This is a genomic window from Vibrio sp. B1-2, from assembly GCF_963888445.1.
GTDB lineage: Bacteria > Pseudomonadota > Gammaproteobacteria > Enterobacterales > Vibrionaceae > Vibrio > Vibrio anguillarum.
This window is the reverse complement of the sequence record NZ_CAWPJH010000003.1, coordinates 100,743-116,885: the sequence shown is the minus strand read 5'-3', so window position 1 is coordinate 116,885 and position 16,143 is coordinate 100,743. Positions and strand designations below refer to the sequence as shown.

Below are 16,143 nucleotides of genomic sequence, written 5' to 3'. Positions count from 1 at the left end.
CTAAGATCACCTTATACAAGCAGAGGAACTTAGCTGGTCCAGTCCTTGGGGTCATTCACATTTCCGTGTGACGGCTTGTATGGGTTGAGCACCGGCTCATAACCGGGCGGAAAGTATAGCGAACAAAATGAGAGTTTCATCACATATTTTTACGCAAACGTTCAAGCGCTCATTTATTCGACAGTTATTCTAAAAAAACATCAAACACAGGCAAGATTGGATGGAAAACAAACAAAAAAAATATGGAATTTTCATCACAAATTTAAACTAATTTAACTATATAAAAACGAATAATTGGTATTTCTGCACTTTGCCAACTAGCTTTAAGAGAGTCACTTTGAAGAGACTCAAACGGTTTCGAATAAAAATCACTAGCAACGTCACGCCTCTTGCGGTCAACACTGACCCAAGAGGCATTTTTATTGGACAAAGTCACTGTAGTGCAACAGCGTGAGGCGAAAACTAGTTTACAACCTCAATATCGGTTTCAGGAATACAACAACACGCTAAAGCGATACCAAGATGACGCTCATGTTCAGGCAGTGCTGGCACGTCAGGTTGATGCACTTTGCCCGACTGCACAGTCACCTTGCACGCACCACAGAACCCTGCTCGGCAACTGTTGGCAATCGCAATGCCAGCGGCTTCGGCTTGATCTAATAAGGTCGTTTGGTTATTACCCTCAAATACATGGCCATTGACGCTCAGTTGTAACGTTTTCAGCTCAGCTGCGACGGTGTGCGCCACACCAAATGCTTCTTGGTGGTAAGATTCTTCCGCAAGCCCTTTTTTCAACAATAAGCTTTTTGCTTTCTGCATAAAACCATCAGGCCCACACACAAACACTTGGCGAGCAGTCACATGTTGGATTTGCTTAAGGTGAGATAAAGAGAGCCGGCCTTTCAGGCCAAACCAATCTACTGGAGCTTGAGTCAGAGAAATGAAGACTTTCAACCCCGGATGTCGCTGCTTAAGCGCTTCAAGTTCAACACGGCAAGGAATATCCTCAACGCTGCGGCATTGATGATAAAAAACCACATCTTGAATTTGTTGATTATCGGCAAGATAGCGCAACATCGATAACATAGGCGTCACGCCACTTCCAGCCGACAACAGTAACAACGGTTGTTGGTGCTGAGTCGACAGATGAAACGAGCCATCCGGTGATTGCGTGGTCAATGTACTTCCTACCTGCAAGTGATCAAGCAACCAGTTAGAAACTCTACCTCCATCAATGCGTTTGACTGAAATCGCTAACCGACCCGGGCGCGATGGGCTAGATGACAAAGTATAGCGGCGCGCCACGTTCTCGCCATCGATCACAACTTCGATTGGTAGGTGCTGCCCAGGTTGATAATTTGGCATTTCACCCTTTTTCGGCTCTAGCCAGAACGTGACAAAATCACGCGCAATCGCTTCACGCTCAACACAGGTCATCACATGGTGACTCATGCCCAAATCTCGATAAAACTCTTTCTCTTTGTACTCAAGCACCTCAACGCTGTCGCCAACTCGAATCATCCCCTCATTTTTTGCGACTAAATTTTGCCCAAAAAACACCCCACCTCTTTCGTTAGCACGAAATTGTGACAAGGTTCTTAGCGGCTCTTTGGTTGGACGAAAAGCCCCTTTATTCACATCAACAGTAGTGAGAATACAGCGTTCGCAAGGTTTTACCGCTTCAAATTCTACCTCACCAATTCGGATCCGCTTCCAGCTGTCTTCAGCGAAAGGCTCATCGGTTCGTACCACTAGATTGGTACGAAATTGATCCATGCTGTGCACTTCAGGGCTGCGGCGATTAAGTTCATCAAGTGAAGCTTGGCTGATGACCAGCACTGGATAGCCATCAGCAAAACTAACATTGTGACCCACTTTTTCACGCATTCGGTTTGATTGCTCTCCGGTAAACAGCAACTCAACACGCTGGCCTAACACTTGGCTAAACCAATCATCCGCTTCATCGGTTGTGGTGTAAGCGGTAAAGTTGTCATCCCACACTTGCGCTGGGGAAGGTTGCATTTTGAAATCTGCATAACGCAGTTTTAATGGAGATTGGTTCGCCGCCGTGAAGATCAAACCATCCGCAACCAGTATTGAATTCACCTTAACCATATTTGGATACTTACGTGCAGTGACCATTGAACCATCAGCTAACGCGATCATAAAGCGCCGATCAAAAGCCAGCCCCTGTTTTTCAACCCAAGCGGTGGACTGCGAGAGGCCACCTATCGATTTGACTGGGTAAACGTTAATTTGTGAGAGTTGAGCTGACGACATGGCCTATCCTTATGCTTTTTTGAAGGTATTTTTATAACGCGATGATAATGGAAATCGCCAAAGCTGGCTAACCCTATGGAAAATAAAAGGATGAAATTCACCCCTGTTTCCTCTATCATCCTGTCGCTTAAACGTAAGCGATTGCGCGCACATTAAAAGCGAAGCCCGTTTAAGCTCCAATCAATTTATTTTCCGGTGGGAGCAACCAATGAAAACATTAACGATTACTCGTCCAGACGACTGGCATGTTCACTTACGTGATGGTGATGTGTTGGCCGATACAGTACGAGACATCAGTCGCTACAACGGCCGCGCACTGATCATGCCCAATACGGTCCCGCCGATCACCACCACAGAATTAGCATTAGCGTACCAAAAGCGCATCATGGCGCAAAAACCACGTGATTCTTTCAAGCCACTCATGGCGCTTTATCTCACCGATAACACGACACCTGATGAGATCCGCAAAGCCAAAGCTTCTGGCGCTGTCGTGGCAGCCAAACTTTATCCGGCTGGGGCGACCACCAATTCAGATTCTGGCGTAACCTGCGCTCAAAATATTTACCCAGTATTAGAAGCGATGCAAGACGTTGGCATGCTGCTGCTGATTCATGGCGAAGTAACCGCTCACGATGTGGATATTTTTGACCGAGAAAAAGCCTTCCTCGATACAGTGCTTGCTCCTATTGTTAATGATTTCCCAAATCTGAAAATAGTGTTAGAACACATCACCACCGCCGATGCTGCCGAGTTTGTACAAAATGCGAACCAGAATGTAGCGGCAACGATCACGGCGCATCATCTACTTTATAACCGCAATCACATGCTTGCTGGTGGTATTCGCCCTCATTTTTACTGTTTGCCAATCCTTAAGCGCAACACCCACCAGCTTGCGCTGATTCAGGCAGCGACATCGGGCAATAAGAAATTTTTCTTGGGTACTGATTCTGCGCCTCATGCCAAAGGCAAAAAAGAAGCCGCTTGCGGCTGCGCTGGATCGTACACAGCGCACGCAGCCTTGGAGTTATACGCAGAGGTGTTTGAGCAAGTTGGTAAAATTGGCAACCTTGAAGCGTTTGCCAGTCACAATGGCCCTGATTTTTACGGCCTACCCCGTAATAACGACACCGTTACTTTGGTCAAAGAAGAGTGGCCAGTTGCTGAAAGTATGCCATTTGGCTCAGATATTGTGGTGCCGATCCGCGCCGGTGAAACGGTCGCGTGGGCAGTAAAATAGCTCATTAATGCATCAAAAAGGGAAGCCGCGGCTTCCCTCTCTTTATCATTATCATTTTTGCACCACACAGCGCTTATCTCAGCTTAGGCTGACGCTCTAACAGCACCATCACTTCGCTATGATCGGTATGTGGAAACATATCAAACCATTGCAGTTTTTTGGGTAAGTAGCCCAACATACCTTGCATATCAGTGATTAGCGTTTGCGGGTTACAGCTTGAGTAAATGATGTGTTTGGGTGATAAAGCCACCAATCGCTCAACTAATTCAGCTCCTAAACCACGACGCGGAGGGTTGACTAGCACCAGCTCAGGCGCGATTGATTGAGCCTGTGAGAATTGGGCAGAATCCAGCGCAGCAAAGTCTAAATTGGTAATGCCCATCGTCTTGGCAGAGCGTTTAGCACTGGCAATCGCTTCTGGTTCAATTTCAATGCCTGTGACTGCCGTGGTTGAGCTGGCACAATGTAGGGCAAAACCGCCCACGCCACAAAACAGATCCCACATATGACTTGGGTTTATCTCTCTCACCCAATCACGCGCCGCCGCGTACAACTGCTTCGCTACATGCGGGTTGGTTTGGAAAAAACTTTTCGGGCGGATAACCATAGGTACCTGATTAAACTGCTCAATCAAATACTCACACTCGGTTAAAAAAATCTCTTCTTCACCTTCCAGGCGCGCCATGTGGATGGGTTGAAGGTTAACTGAGACGACGCGAATGGTTGGAAACTGCGCCTGAAGCCGCGCGAGGTTTTGCTCAACTCGGCCTAAAGCTTCGCGGCTTCTCAGTACGAAACGCAGCATAAACTCACCTGAATATTCGCTGCGTGTGAGCAATATGTATTTGAGTTCGCCTTTCTTCTTCGCTTTATTATAGGGAGGAATACCCGAGCTACGGATCCAATCTTGTAGATAAGTTAATAGCGCTTGTGTCTCTTGTGGGTAGAGAGCACATTGCACTAACGACACGGGCGTTGATTGCCCATCAACCATGGATTCAACACCCAAGATCGGTGCATGAGCCGCGCCAAGAGCCACCATTTTCGCTTTGTTACGAAAACCCGTCTCTTCACTTATGACAGGTTCTAGCCACTGCTGTGGCATCTGCGTTGAAAACAGCGCTTTTAGTGCCAAATCTTTGCGCTTCACCTGCTCTGAATAAGAAACCGCGCAATGAGTACAAGAACGGCACAGCTGTTGATCAAAAAACGCACACTGCATAATGGGAACTGCCAAAAACGAAAAGCGCTAGTCTATTCGTCTGCGGGTAAATCACCATTCAATATGATTATCATCACCATAAAAAAAATTAATGGGACGGTTTCAATTTACTCACCATCCCCCACACTGCAACCACAGCCAGCCCGGCGAGTAAGCCAACGAAACCATTAAACAAGGTTGGCATCACTACTGTTAATAAAGAGAGTTCAGCAACGGCTGCAATCACAGGTTCAAGCACGTGGTGAATAAAAGGGACGTTGTGCACCACAATGCCACCGCCTACTAAAAACATCGCGGCGGTACCCACTACAGTTAATGCTTTCATGAGCTTAGGCGCGAAACTGATCAACCCTTTACCAAAGCGAGCACGCAGCCCTGCGCCATCTGAAGTGCGCTCTAGGTAGAAACCTAAATCGTCCAATTTCACAATGCCTGCCACCAAACCATAAACGCCGATGGTCATGACCACTGCAATCAAACTCACCACCAAAATTTGTGTCACCATGCTATGGCCTTGCACTGTCCCCAACGCAATCACGATGATCTCGGCCGATAAAATAAAATCGGTCCGAATCGCCCCAGCGACTTTACGTTTTTCATAGTCATCAATCGATACGTCAGTGAGCATGCGCTCATCCGCGTCAGCGGTGCTGTGATGGCTGGTATGAAACACTTTTTCTAAGATTTTTTCTGCCCCTTCAAAGCAGAGAAAAAGTCCACCGACTAACAAGAGCGGCATTATCAACCAAGGGGCTAATGAGCTCATCAGCAAGGCAGCGGGAACCAAAATTAATTTGTTGCGAAATGAGCCTTTAGCCACTGCCCACACCACTGGGATCTCTCGTTCAGCGGCAACACCAGACACCTGCTGAGCATTGAGCGCCAAGTCATCCCCCAATACGCCTGCCGTTTTTTTCGCGGCCATTTTTGACATCAACGCCACATCATCGAGCACGGTTGCAATATCATCAAGAAGGGTAAGTAAGCTCGCGCCTGCCATGCAAATTCTCTCTTATTCATTTTCATTATTCAAAGCGTGACAAAATGTAACACCAAGCGCTGATGAAGGGAAACACAGCGATAAGAATCCCACCAACAGTGCTGACGCTTCAAGTAGCAAAGCAGTAAAGCAGTAAAGCAGTAAAGCAGTAAAGCAGTAAAGAACACTAGCTCAGTGACTGAGTATATTCGGCTGGCAATTGAGCCAGAGCGCTCTGTAACGCGGCGAAGCAGTCAGGATCAATGGCAGTATGTAGATTCTCTTGCATGATCAAAAGTGCTTTATCAATTGGCATCGCGGAGCGATAAGGACGTTCCGCGCTGAGAGCATCAAAAATATCGGCCGTCGTGATGATTCGAGTCATCACGCTGATCTCATCACCGTTTACACCACGCGGATAGCCAGTACCATCGAGTTTCTCATGATGCGCCCCTGCCATACGTGCCAACGTCTTAAAGGGCGATAATTTCCGCAAGATTTGTTCAGTAAACGCGGCATGCGCCTGAACGGCTTTCCACTCCATATCGTCTAACTTACCGGGTTTATCTAAAATGGCATTACTGACCCCTAACTTACCAATGTCGTGCAGTAATGCCGCGCGTCTCAACCAAGATCGATCAGTTTCCGAAATGGCTAATTGTCGTGCGATTAAATCAGTATACACAGCCACTCGTTCACTGTGCCCTGCGGTATAGGGGCTTTTTGCATCAACAATCTTGCCAAATGCCGTGACGATACAGTCTAAATACGCTTCATCCAAAGGCTGATGCGCTTGTGCCGGTGGTAAATGCATCACTCGTTGGCTGATATCAGGGGCTTTGAGGCTAGCCACAAAGTGCGGGTTATCCACCAACTGCTCAATAATCTCAACCAATTGTGGGTCAAACCATACACCACTACGCTCTGTAACCTCGCGTATTGCTTCGTCCAAATCATGTTCCATTTGAAAAACGTCAAACACTTGAGCTAATAACGCAATCCGCGAGAAAAGGGGGATGGCTTCACCTTTTAGCTGTTGAGGACGCCCTTGACCATTCCAATGTTCATCCAGTGAGTGGATCCCCTGCGCGACGACTTCGCTAAATCGCAACTCTCGCGCCACATCAGCCCCACGAGTACAACGAGTTTGAATAAGCTCTTGTGCATAATCATTACCATTTTTCAAAATGTCGATGGTAGTTAAAATACGTTCTGCCCAGCTCTGCTCTGAACCGGTATTTTTGACGATAAAGTTAATCACACTCGATAGACTGGTTCCGACGGTTTTATAACGCCGTTTGAAAGCGAGATCATCAGTGGCATACAACTCGCAAATTCGCGCGGCGTTGCTACTGCAGCCCGCATCTTTCAATAGCAAGGTAAAAAACAGATCATGCAGCTCAGCCTGATCGAGCTCTAATTGCATGCCAATATGCATACCAACCCAGCAACAACGAATGCAGTGCTCCGGTGGTTGGCCTTCCGTCATGTCTAAGGCGGTCGTTAGCGAAATCATTAGTTCAGAAAGGGGGAAACTATTCTCCAATCGTGTTCTCACTCAATTGCATTGGTCTGGTTGCAGTTTAGATGTGACCGTTCGGTTTAGCCAATGATTTACCTCAGTTATCAGGCCAGAGTTGGACTATTTCCTTGCTCTAACAAACCTGCATTGCCCCAAAAACAGGTTGAGGTAATGAACCCTGTTAACGGGCTGTGGTAAATCCAGCTTGGTATTTTTGATTGCTCTTGACACTCACACCTCTTACTCTGTGGGCAACTAGTCAGAAAGGAACCCTCATGTACTCTGTTTATACTTATCCTATCGGTACGCCAGGCACACCTTGGCAAGCAGCAGAACGCGAAGCGTGGCTCGCGCAAACGACGATTAAACGAGAATATCAGCAAGAAGTCGTGCCGAAAATTAACGCTTTGGCAACGGATTTTGAGATAGAGCAATACGGTGCACTATCAATAGACAAAGATCGCTACCCATTATTTGCCTTAAAAAGTCGCTCATGGAACCCTGACAAACCAACGGTGTTGATCACAGGTGGCGTACACGGTTACGAAACCAGCGGAGTGCACGGCGCGTTGCAGTTTTTAGCGACTCAAGCACAGCAGTATCAATCTCATTTCAACATTGCCGTTGCCCCGTGCATAAGCCCTTGGGGCTATGAAACGATCAATCGTTGGAACCCATCAGCGCTTGACCCTAATCGCTCATTTTACGCCAATAGCCCAGCCGAAGAGTCTGCAAGCTTAATGCGCTGGGTCGCAAGCTTAGGTGACGTGCTGGTGCATATTGATTTGCATGAAACTACAGACAGTGATGAAAGCGAATTTCGCCCTGCACTAGCAGCGCGCGATGGCATTGGATATGAAGCCGATACGATTCCCGATGGGTTTTATACTGTCGGCGATACGGAAAATCCGCAGCCAGAATTCCAAGCAGCCATTATTGAATCGGTACGCAAAGTCACGCACATTGCACCAGCCGATAGTAAAGGCGAGATCATCGGCTCTCCCATCACTCAAGAAGGGGTGATCAACTACCCCATGAAAGCGTTAGGGTTATGCGGTGGCATCACAAATTGCTACTTCGGCACCACCACCGAAGTGTATCCAGATAGCCCAAAAGTCACAGCGCAAGAGTGTAATGACGCACAAGTCGCCGCCATTGTTGGCGCTTTGGACTACGTGTGCCGCTAAAACGATAAAACACCCAACCCCCTATGTCATGGATTCATGAATAATAGACGTTGTAAAAAATTACCAAATTAAGTCTAAGGCACTTCTTTATAGTTTGATCAGGATGAAGTGCCTACATACGCTTAAGCAATATTATAACAAACGATTTTTATACTGTTCCGGCGTTTGACCGGAGTATTTTTTAAACATAGTAATAAAAGGACTGGCTTGGTTGTAGCCAAGAGTTAATGCTACCTCTTTCACTGAATGTCCTGTGCGCAGTAAATCCATGGAATAGAGATAGCGTACTCTTAATCGCCATTCGGTAAAACTCATCCCGAGTTCCGTTTGGCAATGACGCGCTAATGTTCGCTCTGTGGTATGTACTTTTTCAGCCCACAAAGCCAATGTCGTATCATCGGTCGGATTTTCTTCTACCGCCGCTAAAATCGGGGCTAAATATTTGTGATTAGTGGAAGGCAAAAAATGATGCTGCGTTTCTTGCGTTGCCAATTGGTCGAGCAATACTTGAACTAAACGTTTATCTTGCGCGTTTTGAGCCACACTGATTTCACGCGATCGAAAATCCTCAATGATGGCAGAAACGATGGGCGTCACTTTTATCAAACTGGTGTGCTTGGGAAAACCATGGGTGAGAGCCCGATCAATATTGAGCGAACAATATTCAATTGGCTTACGATTATAGCTGCAGTGTTTCACCCCCGCAGGAACCCAAATCGCGAGATGAGGCGGTGCGAGAAATCGCGTTTCTTGCGCTTCCATTTCCAAAATCCCGCCGGAAATTAGCTGCACTTGTCCCCATGGATGGCTATGAGTTCGCGTTTCTGTGTTTGACAAAAACGCATCGAAATTCATAAAGACATCCGATGGCGCACTGTCAATCGATAGTGAAGGGTGAAGATTTCTAGGCGCTTTTTTCAAACTTGTCTTCCTATCGCTCGCAATGTCGTTTTGGAGATATATATAATTATAGAGACCTGCCACACTATACTTCAAAGCACAATTTGCGACGAGGCTCACATGGTATATCTTCTTCCACTATTCACGGTTCTAATTTGGGGTGGTAACTCTATCATCAACAAGCTCGCCGCAGAAACCATTGAACCAAGTGCGATGAGTTTTTATCGCTGGTTTGTCGCGATGCTGTTGCTAACCCCCTTTTGCTTACCTACCGTGATCCGCCAATGGGTAATCATCAAGCCCCATTTAACTAAACTGGCTTTTTTAGCCATGTTAGGCATGGTACTGAATCAGTCTCTTGGCTATTACGCAGGGCTAACGACTACTGCATCAAATATGTCGTTGATCACTTCGCTGGTACCACTGCTCAGTGTGTTCATCAGCGTCCCTCTGCTCCATAAGCGCATTTCAGCTTTGAGTGTTATCGGAGGAGTCCTCTCTCTCGCAGGGCTTGCTTTTATGCTAGGTCAAGGCGATATGAGCTTCTTCTTGCATCAAGATATTACACATGGTGATGCGTTAATGGTGGTGGCTGCAACCGTTTACGCACTTTATTGTGTGTTACTTAAACGGTGGAAAATGTTGCTAAGCAATTGGACGCTTATTTATATGCAAGGGTTGTTTGCTGTCTTAATGCTGACACCATTATGGCTGACCAGTGAACATCTCCTGCCCACGGAAGGCTCACTGCCCCTAATCGCTTACGCTTCTGTCGCTGCATCCTTATTGGCTCCGTGGATGTGGGTAAAAGCGATCGATTTAATTGGTGCAGACTCTAGTGCGATGTTTATGAATCTGTTACCTGTGGTAGCAGTTTCGCTTGCCACAACCCTGTTAGGTGAAACAGTGCAAAACTACCATCTTTTAGGTGGAACGATGGTAATTTCCGGGGTTATTTTATCCCAAATAAAACTGACAAAAAGCCGTACAACAGCTATCGAGAGCGCAATACAACCATAAAATTGAGCATATAGTATCGATTCGAGCTATGTTTATGGAAGAAGAATAAAAATAAACAAAAATGAAATGTATTGAGGGATCCTTTACGTCAGATCCGTTAGGCAACCTAGCAAATTTGGTGGCCAGATAATGATTCTTGATAACATAGAAGATGTGTATAGCAATAATTTGTTTGCCTTGCATGAGCTTGTTTTAAACGAGCTCGGTTCATACGTGTTCGTAAAAAACCGTCAAGGTGAGTATCTGTATGCAAATCAGCTAACACTAAAACTGTTCGGCACAACTTTGGAAGAACTCAAAGGCAAAACTGATCACGATTTTTTTCAAGATGAACTGCTCGCCGATATTTTACACAGCGATAAAATGGTATTTGATACCAAGCAGCCCTTCACCAGTGAAGAACGTGCGCAAGCAAAATTTGATGCCAAAGTACGCGTCTACCGCGCAATAAAGAAACCGATTCTAAGTACACAAACCGGTGAAGTGATTGGCCTTATCGGTGTTTCTACTGAGATTACCGATATTGTCGAATTACGAGAACAGCTTCACACTCTGGCCAATACCGATGACTTAACGCAGCTCTACAATCGCCGCAAGTTGTGGCGAGAAGCGTGTAATGAATTTACGTTGGCTCAGCGTGATCATTATCCGATAAGTTGTATTGCCATTGATATCGACAACTTCAAGTTAGTAAACGACACCTATGGCCACCAGCGAGGAGATGACGTGATTTGGCAGTTAGCAGAGATGGCGAGAAAGCACACACGCCATGGCGACGCCTGCGGCAGAATTGGTGGTGAAGAGTTTCTGATTGTTTTGCATAAGGCCAATGTGCATGAGGCCTTTCAAGTGGCAGATCGTTTACGTAAAGAATTTTATGCATACGCATTTTTTGACAACGGCGCACACTTTAGTATCAGTTGTGGTATCTCTGAAATTGCGGGTAGCGATGCCGATTTTTTCGAAATTTATCGCCGCTCAGACAAAGCACTTTATAAAGCCAAGCTCGCTGGACGGAATCAATGTGCCACATTCCAAGAAACATAACTATGTTCCATAAAGAGCCTATAATGTTCGTTTAATGTGAATTATCACTTAAAACGAGCAAATACTCGCGTATCCCATTCACTAATGATTGAATTTGATCGATTAAACCGTACACTCACAAAGTCGTAGTGCCTTACGCAAAGTAAGCATTCAAGGTATTGACCTATTTAAGCTTCAATGAATAAGGATATTTAAGGTGAAAGCAGTTAAACGCCATCAAGAAATTATCGAATTAGTTCAAACACACGGATTTGTGAGTACTGATGATTTAGTCGAGCGATTCAATGTCAGCCCACAAACCATCCGCCGAGATCTCAACGAACTTGCAGATGCCAATAAGTTACGACGCAATCACGGCGGCGCTACCATCGCGTCTAGTTCTGAAAACTCCTCTTACCACACTCGCCAAGTAACTTATCAGCAAGAAAAAGAGAAAGTGGCTGCCGAGCTAGTCAAACACATTCCCGATGGCGCAACGCTCTTTATCGACATAGGCACGACACCTGAAGCTATCGCTCGGGCATTAATGCTCAATCACGAAAATCTGCGCATTGTCACCAACAACATTAACGTGGCGACGATTTTAATGGCCAAACCGGATTTCAATGTCATCTTAGCGGGCGGTGAAGTGCGTAATAAAGACGGTGGCGTGACGGGTGAAGCCACTTTGGATTTCATTTCACAATTTCGTCTCGATTTCGGTATTTTAGGGATTAGCGGCATTGACTATGATGGCTCACTTTTAGATTTCGATTATCACGAAGTGAGAGTCAAACGGGCGATCATCGAAAATAGTCGCTGTGTTTATCTCGGTGTCGACCACAGTAAATTCGGGCGTAATGCCATGGTGAAGCTAGGCACAATTGCCGATGTAGATTTGATCATTACCAATGCTCAACCACCAGAAGAAATTGATGCATTCGCTCGTGAAAATGAAGTAACCATTCAGGTGGTATAGATAGATTGCAGCCAAAACCGACATTTGAACTAGATTTTCCCGCCAAATAGATAAACTATTTCATTATTTGCTCGTACTGTTACGGTTTTTTTTGATATAAATGCCAATATAGTACGACGCAATCTAGAACTTTCGGCTTATGTACAAAATTCTGAGACTGATCCAAGAGAACCAACAAATCACTAGCCACGATGATTTGGAAAATGTACTCAATGGGCTCAATAACTTAATTGATCATGAATTTTTCCTCTTTGGCCTATCTTTTCAACCCACGTTAAAAACCAGTGAAACGCTTGTCACGGACAATTACCCCAATAGCTGGCGACAGCAATATGATGAATCAGGCTTCATGCATATCGATCCAATTGTCAAATACAGTATTACCAATTTTTTGCCCATTCGCTGGGATGACGCTAAACGAGTCAATGATGATGGACGAGTCATTTTCGAAGAGGCGCGTTGCAATGGACTCAAAGCGGGATTTAGCATTCCAATCCATGGGCTTAGGGGGGAATTTGGCATGATAAGTTTTGCAACCTCAGATACCAAGTCTTACGATTTGAATCAACAAAGTATCCATACCTCACAGCTCATTGTACCGTTACTGGCTCATAATATTGGCAACATCACCCGTTACCATAAAGACGCAAAACCGAGAGCGGTGCTCACCGCACGTGAAGTACAATGCTTAGCTTGGGCGGCCGAAGGCAAAAGCGCTTGGGAAATTGCCACGATTATTAATACGTCAGAACGTACCGTGAAGTTCCATTTCAGTAATGCTTGTAAAAAGCTTGGCGCGACGAATCGCTACCAAGCGATCACTAAAGCTATTTTAGGTGGCTATATCAATCCCTATTTATAAGGCTTATGCATTGACACTTGCACGATATGCTTCATTCATTGGAATATGCAAAGCGACAGAACGTGTACTTCCCAAAAGATGCACTTTTTTATCACCGAGTCTTTCGCATGGGATCCCCATCCGCTTAATCAATTTTTCCACACTGGCCGATGTGACCGTTACATAGGCATTAATGTGATATTGCTGGGCGTGATGATACAGCGACTGAAACATCTGCAGCGTAACATTACTCACGCCGCCCAATTGCGCCGAATGATCTTTATCGACCGCAAAACGACTCAGCTCATAAATCTCCTTTGCTTTGGGTGCTTGCTGCACACCGAGTAATTCCGAAAAAGTATCTTTAAGCATATAACGCGACGTCGTTGGCAAAATTCGCCAACACCCCACTAAATGACCCTGCTCCTCTTTGGCATACAAATAGTGTGCTTCTGGAACGTCGTACTCATCAGTCTCCATTCCTCGATTTGTTTTTAGCTCCCACTGCAAGCGTTGCGAAAAAACTTTATAGCGTAACTTCAGCAATGACACATAATCAGCTTGAGGGACACTTTGAAAGGTATGTGAATAAATTGAAATAGTCATGTGACTTCTCCTTAGGTTATTGGAGAAATCACGCTAAACAATCTCATAAGAGATAGAACCTGTTCGATCGAACAGTTACGTCGAAATACTGTTTAAACTATTATTAACGCAACTGAATAACTAACGCTCAGTTGGCTTAATAAGGTACAACATAAAGTAAATAACTCGTACCGCTCGGCTTTAAAAATCCTCTTAGGCAACTAAGAGGATTTTTTATATCTGCTGCATTCAAAATAATATTGCAGTTTGGTTAACGCTTTGTTATTTATGATTCCGTTAATAAAAAACAAGGATTCCCCAATGAGTAGTGGCCAACGTGCAATAACTTTGCGTTTTTTAGCAGAGCCCGGTGATGTGAATTTTGGTGGTAAAGTCCACGGTGGCGCTGTCATGAAATGGATAGATCTAGCGGCCTATGCGTGCTCTGCAGGCTGGAGCGGTAAATATTGCATCACCGCTTATGCTGGAGGGATCCGCTTTGTCGCTCCTATCCACGTAGGGAACCTCGTTGAAGTCAGCGCAAAAGTCATTTATACGGGAACGAGCTCAATGCATATTGCCATTGATGTGCAAGCGAGCGATCCAAAAGAGTTGAAAAACCAGCTGACTACCCATTGTATTGTCATCATGGTGGCTGTCGATGGGCAAGGCAAGCCCACCCCTATACCCGAATGGGTGCCGCAAACAGCAGAAGATATTGCCCTACGCCAATCAGCGATACGCTTAATGAACATGCGTAAAGAGATAGGGGAAGAGATGGAAGCTCACGTTAAGTACTTAAAATAACCACCCACGATGCGCTCAGTTGTCATTTTTTCTTCATCTTTATCTGCTTAAATCGAGCCCTCTGAAATTTTGCATCGATGATAGGAAAAGGCTTTGACTCCCAGAGAGATTACCTTGAGCGAATCAACATTAGTCGACCCAAAGTCAATTGAGTATCACTGGGTCCGAACGCTTTACGTTGAAGGCTACCAGCCCCAAGAAATTAACCACTATATCCGTGCCTGCTTTGGCGGAGATGATACCTTCGCCGATCTGTTTCGCCGCGTTGCGTTGCAACAAGAGAGTTTGTATGTCCTTTTGCAATACTTAGGCTGCGCCCCTTCTAGCCGTGAGTTCTAATTTTTTAGCTTTCCTTTACGACGTTACACGAAGATTTCAGATGTGAGTCGCATCCAAACACCATTTCACTTTTGAGACATTCAATTCATCATATACTGCATGTGCGTTACCAATAGCACCCTTTAATGCAGATATAAAAAAACCCAAGCAATGCTCGGGTCTTGGTTACAAAAACTGTTAGTTTGTTGGATAGTAAGGAATAAAGCTAACAGCCAGCTATGCGTAACGCCAGATTTGCATATTACTTAACTGATCGGCGGCCAAACCAAATACGTTAAGCTAATACAATATGGGCGACCTCACGGTCGCCCTATCGTTATTATCCTTTCACACCACCGGCCGTAAGTCCTCCGACTAACCAGCGCTGTGCAAGCAAAAATACGACAGTGATAGGTAAAGCAGACAACACTGCTGCTGCTGCAAAATCTCCCCACAAATAGTTCTGAGGATAAAGATACTGCTGCATACCCACCGCTAATGTATATGAGTTTACATCAGAAAGTAGCAAAGATGCCACTGGTACTTCACCAACCACCCCAATAAACGAGAGAATAAACACAACCGCAAGAATCGGCACAGAGAGTGGTAGCAGCACCAGTCTAAAGGCTTGCCATGGTGTAGCTCCATCTAAAGCAGCCGCTTCTTCTAATGAGTTATCTATCGTTTCAAAATAGCCTTTGATCGTCCATACGTGCAGTGCGATACCACCTAGGTAGGAGAAAATTAAACCACCATGCGTATTTAAGCCAAGAAATGGGATGTATTGACCTAATTTGTCAAACAGTGCATACATCGCAACCAGTGCCAGTACCGCTGGGAACATTTGAAAAATCATCATCGCTTTTAGGATGGTGTCTTTACCTTTAAAACGCATGCGCGCAAAGGCATAAGCAGACGTTGTCGATAGGGCCACAATGAGCACTGAAGTAATGCCTGCTACTTTCACTGAATTCCATAACCAAGTCAGAACCGGAAATGGCGGCGGTGTAACAGAGCCATCAGCATTAGTGACAGCAAAACCTAATGCCAATTTCCAGTGTTCTAGAGATGGGTTATCTGGGATCAAACTGCCCGTGGCAAAGTTCCCTTCACGAAATGAAATCGCAATGACCATCAATAGCGGAAAAATGATCAGCGATAAAAATGCCCACAGAGCAACATGAGTCGCCCATAAGCGATATTTGAGAGATTGACCTTGTACCATCGCCATAACGATTAC

15 protein-coding genes are annotated in these 16,143 nt (G+C 45.4%); 8 read left to right on the top strand and 7 right to left on the bottom strand.

Features of this window, described 5'->3' with window-relative positions; all coding sequences use genetic code 11:
* Positions 1–462: 462 nt before the first annotated feature.
* Complete coding sequence (locus AACQ75_RS01900; protein WP_170889383.1) at positions 463–2,280, bottom strand: hybrid-cluster NAD(P)-dependent oxidoreductase; 1,818 nt, start codon at positions 2,278–2,280, stop codon at positions 463–465.
* Between the two features lie 208 nt (positions 2,281–2,488).
* Between AACQ75_RS01900 and pyrC the strand changes: the two genes are divergently transcribed.
* On the top strand, positions 2,489–3,517 hold the full coding sequence (gene pyrC / locus AACQ75_RS01895; RefSeq protein ID WP_170889382.1) for a dihydroorotase: 1,029 nt from the start codon (positions 2,489–2,491) through the stop codon (positions 3,515–3,517).
* A 73-nt stretch (positions 3,518–3,590) separates the two neighbouring features.
* On the opposite strand, the gene rlmC is transcribed toward pyrC, so the two are convergent.
* The 3 genes from rlmC to AACQ75_RS01880 form a co-directional block, all read right to left on the bottom strand.
* On the bottom strand, positions 3,591–4,739 hold the full coding sequence (gene rlmC / locus AACQ75_RS01890) for a 23S rRNA (uracil(747)-C(5))-methyltransferase RlmC (protein ID WP_170889381.1): 1,149 nt from the start codon (positions 4,737–4,739) through the stop codon (positions 3,591–3,593).
* Positions 4,740–4,827: 88 nt separating this feature from the next.
* Positions 4,828–5,739 (bottom strand): DUF808 domain-containing protein, encoded by a 912-nt coding sequence (locus AACQ75_RS01885; RefSeq protein WP_088733508.1) that lies wholly within the window; start codon positions 5,737–5,739, stop codon positions 4,828–4,830.
* Between the two features lie 166 nt (positions 5,740–5,905).
* A complete protein-coding gene (locus AACQ75_RS01880) occupies positions 5,906–7,234 on the bottom strand; it encodes an HD-GYP domain-containing protein (RefSeq protein ID WP_094149319.1) in 1,329 nt (442 codons plus the stop codon).
* A 281-nt stretch (positions 7,235–7,515) separates the two neighbouring features.
* Here AACQ75_RS01880 and AACQ75_RS01875 point away from each other — a divergent pair, with 281 nt between their 5' ends.
* The gene (locus AACQ75_RS01875) at positions 7,516–8,427 is read left to right on the top strand and encodes a M14 family metallopeptidase (RefSeq protein ID WP_170889380.1); all 912 of its coding nucleotides are present in this window, start codon (positions 7,516–7,518) and stop codon (positions 8,425–8,427) included.
* Between the two features lie 132 nt (positions 8,428–8,559).
* On the opposite strand, the gene AACQ75_RS01870 is transcribed toward AACQ75_RS01875, so the two are convergent.
* The gene (locus AACQ75_RS01870; RefSeq protein ID WP_026028665.1) at positions 8,560–9,348 is read right to left on the bottom strand and encodes an AraC family transcriptional regulator; all 789 of its coding nucleotides are present in this window, start codon (positions 9,346–9,348) and stop codon (positions 8,560–8,562) included.
* Positions 9,349–9,447: 99 nt separating this feature from the next.
* On the opposite strand from AACQ75_RS01870, the gene AACQ75_RS01865 reads away from it, so the two are divergent.
* From AACQ75_RS01865 to AACQ75_RS01850, 4 genes are all read left to right on the top strand, one after another.
* Positions 9,448–10,347 carry a DMT family transporter gene (locus AACQ75_RS01865; protein ID WP_170889379.1) on the top strand — a complete coding sequence of 300 codons (900 nt, stop codon included), beginning with the start codon at positions 9,448–9,450 and terminating at the stop codon, positions 10,345–10,347.
* A gap of 129 nt (positions 10,348–10,476) precedes the next feature.
* Positions 10,477–11,394 carry a sensor domain-containing diguanylate cyclase gene (locus AACQ75_RS01860; protein WP_170889378.1) on the top strand — a complete coding sequence of 306 codons (918 nt, stop codon included), beginning with the start codon at positions 10,477–10,479 and terminating at the stop codon, positions 11,392–11,394.
* Between the two features lie 196 nt (positions 11,395–11,590).
* The gene (locus AACQ75_RS01855; RefSeq protein ID WP_013868063.1) at positions 11,591–12,352 is read left to right on the top strand and encodes a DeoR/GlpR family transcriptional regulator; all 762 of its coding nucleotides are present in this window, start codon (positions 11,591–11,593) and stop codon (positions 12,350–12,352) included.
* 139 nt (positions 12,353–12,491) lie between these two features.
* A complete protein-coding gene (locus tag AACQ75_RS01850) occupies positions 12,492–13,214 on the top strand; it encodes a helix-turn-helix transcriptional regulator (protein ID WP_017044271.1) in 723 nt (240 codons plus the stop codon).
* A gap of 3 nt (positions 13,215–13,217) precedes the next feature.
* Here AACQ75_RS01850 and AACQ75_RS01845 read toward each other — a convergent pair whose 3' ends face one another.
* Positions 13,218–13,799, bottom strand: a complete 582-nt coding sequence (locus tag AACQ75_RS01845) for an acyl-homoserine-lactone synthase (RefSeq protein WP_013868065.1) — start codon at positions 13,797–13,799, stop codon at positions 13,218–13,220.
* A 300-nt stretch (positions 13,800–14,099) separates the two neighbouring features.
* On the opposite strand from AACQ75_RS01845, the gene AACQ75_RS01840 reads away from it, so the two are divergent.
* Together AACQ75_RS01840 and AACQ75_RS01835 are read left to right on the top strand one after the other, a co-directional pair.
* The gene (locus AACQ75_RS01840) at positions 14,100–14,585 is read left to right on the top strand and encodes an acyl-CoA thioesterase (protein ID WP_026027856.1); all 486 of its coding nucleotides are present in this window, start codon (positions 14,100–14,102) and stop codon (positions 14,583–14,585) included.
* A 93-nt stretch (positions 14,586–14,678) separates the two neighbouring features.
* On the top strand, positions 14,679–14,924 hold the full coding sequence (locus AACQ75_RS01835; protein WP_017045998.1) for a hypothetical protein: 246 nt from the start codon (positions 14,679–14,681) through the stop codon (positions 14,922–14,924).
* A gap of 319 nt (positions 14,925–15,243) precedes the next feature.
* On the opposite strand, the gene malG is transcribed toward AACQ75_RS01835, so the two are convergent.
* The gene (gene malG, locus AACQ75_RS01830; RefSeq protein ID WP_010317575.1) at positions 15,244–16,134 is read right to left on the bottom strand and encodes a maltose ABC transporter permease MalG; all 891 of its coding nucleotides are present in this window, start codon (positions 16,132–16,134) and stop codon (positions 15,244–15,246) included.
* Between the last annotated feature and the right edge of the window lie 9 nt (positions 16,135–16,143).